The organism is Methanococcoides sp. (genome assembly GCF_030594565.1).
GTDB lineage: Archaea > Halobacteriota > Methanosarcinia > Methanosarcinales > Methanosarcinaceae > Methanococcoides > Methanococcoides seepicolus.
In genome coordinates this window covers 1-11,437 of the sequence record NZ_JAUVEY010000067.1, presented here as the reverse complement: position 1 = coordinate 11,437, position 11,437 = coordinate 1, and the positions used below count along the sequence as shown (strand labels likewise).

Annotated in this window: 12 protein-coding genes; 7 read left to right on the top strand and 5 right to left on the bottom strand. The window is 43.8% G+C overall.

Translation table 11 applies throughout. The features are described from left to right. Window positions 1–518, bottom strand: a 518-nt coding sequence (locus QAS77_RS06950) for a 4Fe-4S binding protein (protein ID WP_305064607.1), incomplete at its 3' end; no start/stop codon positions are given. Between the two features lie 73 nt (window positions 519–591). Between QAS77_RS06950 and QAS77_RS06945 the strand changes: the two genes are divergently transcribed. Next, window positions 592–1,185, top strand: a complete 594-nt coding sequence (locus tag QAS77_RS06945; RefSeq protein WP_305064605.1) for a YbhB/YbcL family Raf kinase inhibitor-like protein — start codon at window positions 592–594, stop codon at window positions 1,183–1,185. A 23-nt stretch (window positions 1,186–1,208) separates the two neighbouring features. Here the strand turns inward: QAS77_RS06945 and QAS77_RS06940 are convergent, their stop codons facing one another. Continuing rightward, a complete protein-coding gene (locus tag QAS77_RS06940) occupies window positions 1,209–1,568 on the bottom strand; it encodes a cupin domain-containing protein (protein WP_250869187.1) in 360 nt (119 codons plus the stop codon). After that, window positions 1,558–2,343, bottom strand: coding sequence for an ATP-binding protein (locus QAS77_RS06935; RefSeq protein WP_305064603.1), 786 nt, complete (start codon window positions 2,341–2,343; stop codon window positions 1,558–1,560). Before QAS77_RS06935 ends, QAS77_RS06940 begins: the two co-directional genes overlap by 11 nt. Window positions 2,344–2,489: 146 nt before the next feature. Between QAS77_RS06935 and QAS77_RS06930 the strand changes: the two genes are divergently transcribed. Together QAS77_RS06930 and aroC are read left to right on the top strand one after the other, a co-directional pair. Continuing rightward, window positions 2,490–3,359 (top strand): cation diffusion facilitator family transporter, encoded by an 870-nt coding sequence (locus QAS77_RS06930; protein ID WP_250869185.1) that lies wholly within the window; start codon window positions 2,490–2,492, stop codon window positions 3,357–3,359. Window positions 3,360–3,385: 26 nt separating this feature from the next. Then, window positions 3,386–4,486: a chorismate synthase gene (aroC, locus tag QAS77_RS06925; RefSeq protein WP_250869184.1), complete on the top strand. Its 1,101-nt coding sequence runs from the start codon at window positions 3,386–3,388 to the stop codon at window positions 4,484–4,486. Window positions 4,487–4,648: 162 nt separating this feature from the next. Here aroC and QAS77_RS06920 read toward each other — a convergent pair whose 3' ends face one another. After that, complete coding sequence (locus tag QAS77_RS06920; protein WP_305064602.1) at window positions 4,649–5,806, bottom strand: LL-diaminopimelate aminotransferase; 1,158 nt, start codon at window positions 5,804–5,806, stop codon at window positions 4,649–4,651. Window positions 5,807–5,932: 126 nt separating this feature from the next. Next, window positions 5,933–6,760, bottom strand: a complete 828-nt coding sequence (gene budA / locus QAS77_RS06915; RefSeq protein ID WP_250869182.1) for an acetolactate decarboxylase — start codon at window positions 6,758–6,760, stop codon at window positions 5,933–5,935. Window positions 6,761–7,063: 303 nt separating this feature from the next. On the opposite strand from budA, the gene QAS77_RS06910 reads away from it, so the two are divergent. The 4 genes from QAS77_RS06910 (at window position 7,064) to QAS77_RS06895 (ending at window position 11,229) form a co-directional block, all read left to right on the top strand. Continuing rightward, a complete protein-coding gene (locus QAS77_RS06910; RefSeq protein WP_305064601.1) occupies window positions 7,064–8,011 on the top strand; it encodes a metal ABC transporter solute-binding protein, Zn/Mn family in 948 nt (315 codons plus the stop codon). Between the two features lie 12 nt (window positions 8,012–8,023). Next, entirely contained in the window at window positions 8,024–8,773 is a 750-nt protein-coding gene (locus QAS77_RS06905; protein ID WP_305064599.1) for a metal ABC transporter ATP-binding protein, read from the top strand. Between the two features lie 13 nt (window positions 8,774–8,786). Beyond that, on the top strand, window positions 8,787–9,614 hold the full coding sequence (locus tag QAS77_RS06900; RefSeq protein ID WP_250868343.1) for a metal ABC transporter permease: 828 nt from the start codon (window positions 8,787–8,789) through the stop codon (window positions 9,612–9,614). A gap of 295 nt (window positions 9,615–9,909) precedes the next feature. After that, window positions 9,910–11,229: a cache domain-containing protein gene (locus QAS77_RS06895; RefSeq protein WP_305064597.1), complete on the top strand. Its 1,320-nt coding sequence runs from the start codon at window positions 9,910–9,912 to the stop codon at window positions 11,227–11,229. Window positions 11,230–11,437 lie beyond the last annotated feature (208 nt).

Genomic DNA, 11,437 nt, shown 5'->3' with positions numbered 1-11,437 from the left:
GCTGCACCTTCTTTACAGAAATACCTGCATGCAGCCCTGTCCACGAAAAAGGAAAGCAGTATCGAAACCACCATGATCAGTAGCAGACCATCTATTACCACGGATTCCATGATGGGATCATCAATGAGCTGAAATTCATGCAGCACCAGAGCAGTCAGTAAGAAGAGCAATACTACATAGCGGAAATATAGTAACGGCTTATGGATGCTTTTTGGGATAAGTTTGTTGTATCTTTTACCGAGGACCCTTTTTCCCATTGCACCAATGATGTTCTGGAACATGCCCCTTGGGCACATCCAGCCACAATAGACCGGACCAAATAGCAGAGCAACAGGAACGGACAGTAGAACAACATAGAATGTTGACTGTGAACCAAAATAAATGAAGATGGCAAGGCCGATAAGCTGAAGGGTCAATCTGAACCTCTCAACCTTTTCGATCTTTTGCAATCTTGATATGATATTTCCTGCCACTTTCAACAGTATGCCTCCAATAATTGTTAGGACTTTATCGAACAATATAGTTGAAAACTGCCTATTCAATATATAATTTATTAAAGGTACAGCCAAATGTAAGATAGGGGTAATTGAAATGCCTACATTGATAAAAATCGTTACATTCGCCACAATAATGCTGATCATAGCAGTATCGGGCTGTACAACCACTGATACTGATGAACCTGAACCAATACCGGTAATAATTGAGAACGAGGATTATGTACCGGAGCGGGACAACAACGAAGAACAGGACATATTCACGATCTCGACCAGCGCCTTTGAGAACAAGGGGGAGATCCCCTCACGATACACCTGCGATGGGGATAACATTAATCCGGAGCTCGTTCCCGGCATCCTGCCGGAAGATACCGAAAGCCTTGTACTGATAGTCGATGATCCCGATGCTCCAAGGGGAACGTTCACCCACTGGATAGTATGGAACATTGAACCGGGATCAATGATCAATGAGAACACAAATCCGGGAGTAGAGGGACTTAACGATGTTAAAGGAACAGATTATTTCGGACCATGTACACCTTCAGGAACACATAGGTACTTTTTCAGGATCTATGCACTGGACACTATGCTTGACCTCGGATCAGGTTCCACAAGAACAGCTCTGGAACAGGCAATGCAGGAACACATCATTGCAGAGGGAGAGCTAATGGGAACCTACTCCAGCGATTAAAAAAGAAGAAGAAAAGGATGCGGTCATTCCAGAAGTTCAGTATCTTCATGTGAATAAGCCGGAGAGCAGCAGCACAGGATCTTCAGGAATTCACTCCCGGTATTTTCAAGCTTGTGCGCGACACCTGAATTGATCAGTACGGTGTCACCGGCACTCACCTCGAACACCTCAGCCTCCAGGGTCATGAGACCTCTACCAGTTGTTATATGATAGATCTCCTCTGCAACCAGATGTCGATGTGCAAGTGTTGAACTGCCCATGGGAACTATGGCTTCCGCAACGCTCTGCTTCTCACTGCCACCGCCATCGGGGTGCATAAGCTCCCTTATTATAGAACCGTCCTTTGTTATGAACGGCTCGATCTTAGCATAGTCAGTTCTCATCCTTTGTCTCTTCGTCTTTGAAGCCTTCGATCATCTCAAGCATCCTATCCTTTATCTCAACGAATGGAGCGATATCCTCAAGTCCCGAATCCAGAGGAGCCTTACCTTCAAAATCCGCATTCATGAGCTCAGCAGAGAACGGGATCTCACCAAGTACAGGAATTCCAAGTTCTGCAAGCTTAGGTTTGACATCTGCAGAATTTCCTTTATTAACAACAGCAGCAAGATGTTCCACACCAATACCAGATGCAAGGTCCTTTATCCTGCTCGCAGTTTCTATCGAACGCATTCCAGGTTCCACGACTATTATCATAAGATCGATACCACGTGTAGTTCCCCTACCCAGATGTTCGATACCTGCCTCCATATCCATGATCAGTGCACTGGAATCCTTCAGGACCACATGCCTTAGCAACGCTCTTAAAAAAGAAGATGCAGGGCACATACAGCCGCTTCCGCCACGTTCGACCGTGCCCATGACGAGCATTTTCACACCATCGGGTCCAACAACACCGAATTTGTCCGTGATATCATCGACCTTTGGATTGTACTTGAACATCCCGCCAGCCTCACCTGCACGTTCATCGATCATTTCCTTATAATCCGTAAGTGGCAGTGGCGGCTTAGCAATTCCCAATGAAGATGCAAGGTTCATATCCGAATCTGCATCAATAGCAAGCACATCATACCCATCCCTTGCAAGCAACCTTGCAATCGTACCGGACAATGTGGTCTTACCCACACCCCCTTTACCTGTAACTGCGATCTTTACCATTGGTTAACCCTCATGAATGATTCAACTATGAAAATTTGATTATTAACAAGATGTATACGTGATATTAACGCAATATAATTATTTAAACTGCTCCGAACCCCCAACATACCTTTATATGTAACCCAAATATATAATTGCGATATACCATGGACGAACGCTCAAGAAAGATCCAGCAGATATTGGCAGTTATACTGGTACTGAATTTCCTGGTCGCTTTTGTAAAGATAGTCTATGGTACACTTACAAATACCCTCAGTATGAAGTCAGACGGATATCACTCCCTCTTTGACGGAATATCCAACATCGTCGGTATTATCGCTATTTTCGTGGCAGCTAAACCTCCGGACAAGAGCCATCCTTACGGACATAAGAAATTCGAGACCCTAGCATCGATCATCATTGCGACCCTTATCATCTTCGTGGGTTTCGAAATAATTCACAATTCAATTGATAGATTCACTTCGGACATACGTCCGAATGTAACGAACCTGAGCTTCCTGGTTATGATAGGGACAATGGCCATTAACATGATGGTCACCGAATATGAACGCCGGAAAGGTGAACAGTTAAGCAGTGACATCCTGCTTGCAGATTCCATACACACCAGAAGCGATATATACGTTTCACTTTCGGTCCTGGTAGCATTGGTAGCTATAGAAGCAGGTTACCCCATAATCGACCCCCTGATATCACTTATCATAGCAGCGGTCATTGTCAGGGCAGGTGTCAGTATAATCCTTAACAGCAGTAATACCCTCTGTGATGCAGCCCAGCTTGAAGAAGACATGATATGCTCACTTGTCTACGAGATAGAAGGTGTGGAGAACTGCCATAAGATAAGGACCCGAGGGTGTATTGGAGATATCCATATCGACCTTCATATAATGGTAAGACCGGATATGCCGCTCTACGAGGCACATGCAATATCACATAAAGTGATGGACCACCTTAAGAGCAAAATAAAAGGTGTTTCTGAAGTTATGGTGCATATTGACCCTCTGAAAGAACAAAAATAAAATAGCATCAAATGGAATAGATAAACATGCCCGGAAATACCTTTGGCCATTCTTTCAGGATAACAACCTGGGGAGAATCACACGGACGTGCATTGGGAGTCGTTATTGACGGCGTCCCCGCAGGACTTGCCCTTGACACAGATATGGTACAAAAAGAACTTAACAGACGGCGTCCCGGCCAAAGCGCTGTATCCACACCGCGTTCTGAGGCAGACAAGGTGGAGATCCTTTCAGGGATCTTTGAAGGAAAAGCTACCGGTACACCTATTTCCATGATGGTATGGAACAAGGATGCTGATTCGAGTTCTTACGATAATATCAAAGACCTCCCAAGACCGGGTCATGCAGATTATCCGTACATGGAAAAATACGGCATCCGTGACCATCGGGGAGGAGGACGTTCTTCCGCACGCGAGACCATTGGAAGAGTTGCAGCAGGAGCTGTTGCAAAAGAGATCCTTTCAAATTTTGGTATTGATATCATTGCACATGTGACAGAACTTGGCGGTATTCGTGCAAAAGAGATGCCTTTTGATACAATAAAGGAAGACATTGAAAAGACACCTGTCAGGTGTGCCGATCTGGAAGCGGCACAAAGGATGCTCGAAAAGGTAGGAAAAGCACGGGAAGAACATGACAGCATAGGCGGTGTTGTCGAAATAATAGCCATCGGTCTGCCACCGGGAATAGGAGAACCTGTTTTCGATAAACTTGATGCCGATATAGCAAAAGCGATAATGAGCATCGGTGCTGTCAAAGGTGTTGAGATAGGAATTGGAAATGAGGCAGCACAGATGAAGGGAAGTCAGATGAACGATCCGTTCGTACTGCAAGATGGAAAGATAATCGCACAGACCAATAATGCCGGCGGGATACTCGGAGGACTTTCCACAGGAATGCCCATAATCTGCCGTGCAAGTGTCAAACCCACACCATCCATATCAAAAGTGCAGCACACGGTCAATACAAAAGAGATGAAGAACAGCGATATCATCATCAAAGGCCGCCATGATCCAACTATCCCGCCACGAATGGTCCCCGTTGCAGAAGCTATGATGGCATTGGTACTGGTCGACCACATGATAAGAAGCGGCCACATTCATCCGAACTCGCTTTTGAAACAATGATAGCCTTCGGCTGAACCAGACACCATTGTTTGAAAATTATCTTAAAAAGAAGAAGATATCGTTTTAAAAAAGAACATGGGGCCACCGAGATGGTGGCACTGTTCTGTTATTTATTCTGCTATACGTTTATTGTAGTTTTTGTGGTATGGTTATTGCCTGACCTTAGATGGTCAGCTTATCCATTCTTGCCACAGCTTCTTCTATACGCTCTACAGACTGTGTAAGAGCGAACCTTATGTAACCTTCACCATATTCACCAAAGCCGACACCCGGAGTTGCAACAATACCGGACTCTTCGAGCAAGAGCTTTGAGAACCCCATGGAATCGTATCCATCAGGAGTAGGAACCCACATGTAGAATGTTGCTTTTGGTGCCTTTGCGTCAAGACCGATACCTCTGAGACCCTTGAGAAGTGCATCACGCCTTTTCTGATAGATGCTGTTCATATCAGCAACACACTGCTGTGAGCTTGAGACTGCAGTGATACCAGCTCTCTGAACTGCATCGAAAGCACCGGAATCGATGTTGGATTTTACCTTTCCAAAGCCTTTTATGAGGTCCTTGTTACCAACAGCGAATGCAAGTCTCCATCCAGTCATGTTGTAGGTCTTGGACATGGAATAAAGTTCCATACCGACATCCATTGCCCCATCAACACTGAGGAAGCTTGGTGCAGTGTAATCATCATAGACCATTTCTGAATATGCGTTGTCGTGAACAACGGTGATGTCATTGTTCTTTGCGAACTCAACGACCTCTTTGAAGAACTTCACATCAGCAGTAGCGGATGTTGGGTTGTTCGGATAGTTCAGGAACATGAGCTTTGCCTTTGCAAGCTTGTCAGCAGGAATTGCGTCAAAGTCAGGAAGGAAGCCATTCTCCTCAAGAAGAGGCATGATGTGTGGTTCTCCGCCTGCGAACTGGGTTCCGATCTTGTAAACAGGATATCCAGGATCAGGGATCAATGCCACATCGCCAGGGTTGACAAAAGCAAGAGGGATGTGTGCAACACCTTCCTTTGAGCCTATAAGTGTCAATGTCTCCGTTGCAGCATCAAGCTCGAGACCGCGTGTATCCTTGCACCAGTTTGCCACAGCTTCCCTGAACTCGATCATACCGGTGTATGAAGGATATCTGTGGGTTGCAGGGTCTCTGACAGCTTCACACATGGATTCAACGATGTGTTCAGGAGTAGGCATATCAGGATCACCGATACCAAGGTCGATCACATCGACTCCTTTTGCTTTTACAGCGTCTTTGGCTTCATCTATAGTTGCGAATAAATAAGGGGGTAATGAATTGATTCTATCTGCGTACATATATTCACCTTTTTAAATGGGATAATAATCTCCGTTTTTAGCGCATTATTGCTACAAACCTATTTAAGAATCATGGGTGAGCTGAAATTATCTGGATTGATAGTCGATCACCAGGTAATAGTTATCTCAGTCATCCTTTTCCACAACGCTCAACTCTTCCCCTTTGTCCCTTAGAAGATCGGCGGAAAGAAAATCATCATCGCTTGGAAGCAGAAGTTCAAAGCCTGTTGTGTGGTCTATGCTCACAGTACCATCGATAAGCGTATAATCAAGAACATGGCCACCTTCGACACGTTCTGAGTCGATAAAATGGAAATGATATCCGGGAACATTCATGCCCTCTATATAATAAGGAAGCCAGAAACCTACGATGCTGCCCTCCACATCCTCATGTTCGAAAACGACCTGTTCACTTGCAACGACATCCACAAGTAGAGGATATGGCCTTTCCTGTGCTGGAACGCTGCGAACCTTCATCGAGCTGAAATTGCCATCTATTCTAATAGCATACATGATATTCTTAGAAGGCAATGCCTGTTCCAGCATAAAAGCGACCTCTGAAGAATTTATCTTCTCTTGCATAACAATGACTTCATCTGCTTCAAAAGCAGTGACCGCCGCAAAAGGCGTAAGCATGGTATCATCTGCCAGATACGCGAGACCATCGGTCCTTATCTGATAGACCTCACCGTCTATCACTATCATCTCACCATCGAGTGTGTTAAAGGTTCCAAGGCCTGTATCGCCTTTTTCTTTTAGCTCTTTGATCGTTACCTCACCATCATAAAGTCCCTCAAGCAGGGCATCGATTGTCGATACCTGATAGAGCACATCGTTTTGCACGTCGGTCTGCACAGCATTGAGCTCATTGCCATTCTGTCCCACACATCCGGAGAACAGAAGAGAGCATGTCAATAGAATTATAGATAGCATCAATAAGGTCCTTTTAGCCATTTGTATATCTCCCGAACAATTACAACAAATACTACATAAGAATATAAATTATAGTATTAAATATTTCGATTCTTTATTGCCAGGCATAAAAGTTGGTATTGAGCAAAATTATTAAATAAAACATACCACTAATTTGTTTTATACCTATTAAGTATATAAATGATTTAAAAATGAGTATAATTAAAGTTCGGGCAAAACATTAAATTTGGCATCATACCAAAAATAGCATTCCGAAAATATGATCTGAAAATTATCCTAACTAAAATAACCCCGGATATTTATAAAAAGGATGGCAGAGCACTTATGAGAACGATCAATATCCTCACACTAATAATGTTGATAGCTACATTATCAGCAGCTGGCTGTATAGACAATGGAGAGAGCGCATCAGGGGAAGATAGAATGACCGTTGCCGTTAGCATCCTTCCGCAGCAGGAGTTTGTAGAAAAGATAGCTGGAGATAATGTTGGGACCATCCTCATGATCCCGCCAGGAGCCAGTCCTGCAACCCATGAACCAAGCCCGGGGCAGCTAAGAGAACTTACAAAAGCAAGTGCTTACTTCATAGTTGGATCTGGATTGCCTTTTGAAGAAGTATGGCTTGGGAAGATCGAAGGAATTAACGAAGACATGCTTATTGTTGATTGTTCAAAAGGGATCAACATTATCGGCACTGAAACGGAAGAGCATGATGAGGAAGAGAACACCCATTTGGAAGATAGTGATGAGAACTTCCAGAAAGATGGAGATCATGCACATGAAGGATATGACCCCCACGTCTGGACATCCCCCATTAATGCTAAAATGATGGTCGAGAACACCTATCTTGGTCTGATAGAGATAGATCCCGAGAACAAGGACCTCTACCTGAAGAACAAAGAGAACTACCTTAAAGAGCTCGATGAAGCTGATGCAATGATAAGGGAAAAACTGATGGAAGGGGAAGGTAGAAGCTTCATGACATACCATCCATCGTGGGGCTATTTTGCAGCAGAATACGGACTCGACATGATAACTATCGAGAGCGAGGGGAAGGAACCAAGCCCCCAGGATATGCAAAGGATCATCGATAAGGCAAAGGAAAAGAACATCAAGACCATCTTCGTACAAGCCCAGTTCAGCAAACAGAGTGCTGAGACCATCGCTTCTGCAATAGATGGAAAAGTAGTGGTTGTTGACCCTCTTGCAAAGGACTATGTGGGAAACTTAGAGATAATAAGCGAAGCATTTTCAGAAGGCTTGACCACATAATGAGGAGTTCGGATGGGGAAAGTGATCGATGTTAAAGACGTATGGTTAAGATACAAGGACCAGACAGTGCTGGAAGGCGTGAACCTTTCCATCGAAGAGGGGGATTTCCTTGGAATAATAGGACCGAACGGTGGCGGGAAAAGCACATTATTGAAGGTCATTCTGGGATTGATAAAACCACAGAGGGGAACCGTGGAAGTACTCGGCACAACCCCCGAGAAAGCACGCCACCTGATCGGTTATGTACCCCAATACAATCCTTCGAACCTCGATTTCCCAATAAATGTTAGAGAAGTTGTGCTTATGGGACGAATGGGAAAGAAAGGATTGTTCCGAAAATACACAGAAGAAGACAATACTGCAACCGAGAAAGCCCTTGAGACCGTGGAAATGCTCGAATATAGTGATCGCCAGATAGGAGAACTCTCCGGAGGGCAGAGACAACGGGTCTTCATAGCACGTGCCCTTGTGAGCGAACCAAAAGTACTTATTCTGGATGAACCGGTCACAGGTATTGATACCATAATGCAAATGGAATTCTATGAACTGCTTAAGAAGCTCAGGTCCAGGGTCACAATAGTAATGGTCTCACATGATATCAGTGCCGTTTCCGTACTCGTGGACAAGATAGCATGCCTTAACGGGAAACTGCATTACCACGGTTCAAAGGAACTTATCCCCGAAGACGTCGAGCAGGTTTACGGGTGTCCTGTCGAATTGATAGCCCATGGCGTACCGCACAGGGTATTGCCTAAACACTGATGAGGGGATCGAAGTGCTGGAAATATTACAATATGAATTTATGATCAATGCCATCACGGCAGGCATTCTTGCAAGTATCGCATGCGGTATAATCGGAGTATATGTCGTTGTAAAGCGGATAGCCTTCATCAGCGGAGGAATTGCACACGCATCCTTTGGCGGAATAGGCATCAGCTATTTTCTCGGGATAAACCCCATAATGGGGGTGTTACCCTTTAGCCTGCTTTCTGCACTTACCATAGGCACCTTCAGCAAACGTACAGATGTTGCAGAAGATACGATCATAGGAATACTCTGGTCAATGGGCATGGCAATCGGCATCATTTTCATAGGCCTGACCCCGGGTTATGCACCAGACCTAATGACATACCTTTTCGGGAATATACTTACAGTACCACAGTCAGACATCACGATGATGCTGGCACTGGATGCCATCATCATTCTGGTGGTATATGTACTGTACAAAGAGTTCATGGCATTGTGCTATGATGAGGACTTCTCCACCGTTGCAGGAATACCTGTTGAAAAACTATATCTGCTTTTGCTTTGCCTTATTGCGCTGACAGTTGTAGTGATGATACGCGTGGTTGGACTTATACTTGTAATTGCTCTCCTTACAATTCCTGCCGCATTGAGCAGGGAATTTACAGACGATATGAGGAAGATGATGTTCCTGTCGATCTCATTCGGTACCGCCTTTACAATACTTGGCCTCATGCTGTCCTATTACTTCGACATAGCATCAGGTGCAACAATTATCCTTGTGATGTCCTCTTTTTACTTGCTCCACGTCGTTATCAAAAAATGGAGAACTATTTCGGAAAAGCCATTTGAAATATAAAGTACTGGTCAAAATCGATATAATAATTAAAATACTCGATGTCGGCAATTTCCCCGTGACTAGGAATATCACCACAATAATCAATGCGTGCAAATATCAATACACCAAAAACAAATGATGAGTGATCATCATTTGTATATTTTTAGCACAATTTTCATAGAAATAGATGAAATAGGTTATTTTTATAGCTAATATAATTAAGTGTAATAGATATTAACTTAATAAAATATAACGCCTGTTTAGAAACGTTAATATTCGATAACCTGCCATTAAAAGCCGGAGTCACATGAACTGGATGCAGGTATCGCTTAGATCAAAACTTGTTCTTTCTGCTGTTACAGGCGTTCTTTTAGTAATGATCTTAGCAACCACCGTCACAATTACTACCCAAATATCAGTGCAGGAAGAGCTTGCGAACCAGCAATCCATTGAGATCACAAAAGGCTATGCAAACCAGTTCGATGGAGATATGCGCTCCAACATGGCAATAGCGCGTGCCATTAGTTCCAGTATGAGCGAATATAATTCATCAGACAGGGATGAAGTGAACAGGATGATGCATAGGATACTTGAAGACAATCCTCACTTGCTTGGAACTTATGTGGCGTATGAACCTAACGCTTTTGATGGCAGGGATAGTGAGTTCATCAATGCCGAAGGACATGATGCATCAGGACGTTTCATACCATACTGGAACAAGATCGAAGGGGAAATCGAATTAGAACCGCTTCAGGGTTATGAAACTTTGGAATATTATGTCTATCCAAAGGTATTCAATAAAAACTTCATTACTGACCCATACTACTACGAAGATGTTTTTATAGTGAGTTATGTAGCACCGATCATAAAGGACGATGAATTTCTGGGCGTGGCAGGTGTAGATGTATCATTGAAGTATGTCGATGATATCGTGAGCCAGATCAAAGCATTCGACACAGGATATGCCATTATGACCGGCAGCTCTGGCACAATACTTTCACAGCCGTATAACAAAGACTGGATCGGGCATAAAACGATCTACGATTATGATAATGAAGAATTGGCAAAGGCTGCGAATGACATCCAGCATAAAATAAGCGGTCATATAAATACCATCGATCCGGTGACTGGAAAAGAAGTTGTTGTTTTCTATGAACCGATAGAATCTAAAAATTACGGATTGTTCCTTGTAGTCCCAAGAAGTGAAATGCTTGCCGGGACTTTTGCTTTAAGGGACAAGCTCATAGGAATTGGAATATTATCTGTTTTCTTCATGGGGCTGGCAGCATACGTGGCATCACGTTCGGTAACAGCATCAATAGATGATATTGTGAATGATTTCAAGGACATGGCAGATTCTGCTGCAGAAGGAAAACTTAACATCCGTGCAAACACTGATATCGATGAGGATTTCAGGAAAATACCGGAAGGCCTTAACCATATTCTCGATGGCGTAATGGTACCTGTTGAAGAGACCATAAGGGTTGCTGAACAGCTCTCTAAAGGGGATCTTAAAACACGTTTTGAAGGGGAATATGCAGGAGAATTTAGAAAACTGGCAGATTCCATGAATGCGTTCGCAAAAGTGCTCGACCTTATCATCAACGATTCAAATCAGGTCCTATCCGCAATGTAAGAAGAGGATTTTTCCCGTGATCTGCGTGTCCACGGCCATGGTGACCTCAAGCTTCTGACAGACGGTATTGAACAGACGCGATATTCCCTACAGCAGGCAAACATTGACCGGCAGAGAACAGAGCAAGAGCTTAAGGAATATGAAAAGCAACTCGAGCATTCCAACGAGATAAAAGATATGTTCACAGACATTCTGCGACATGACCTGC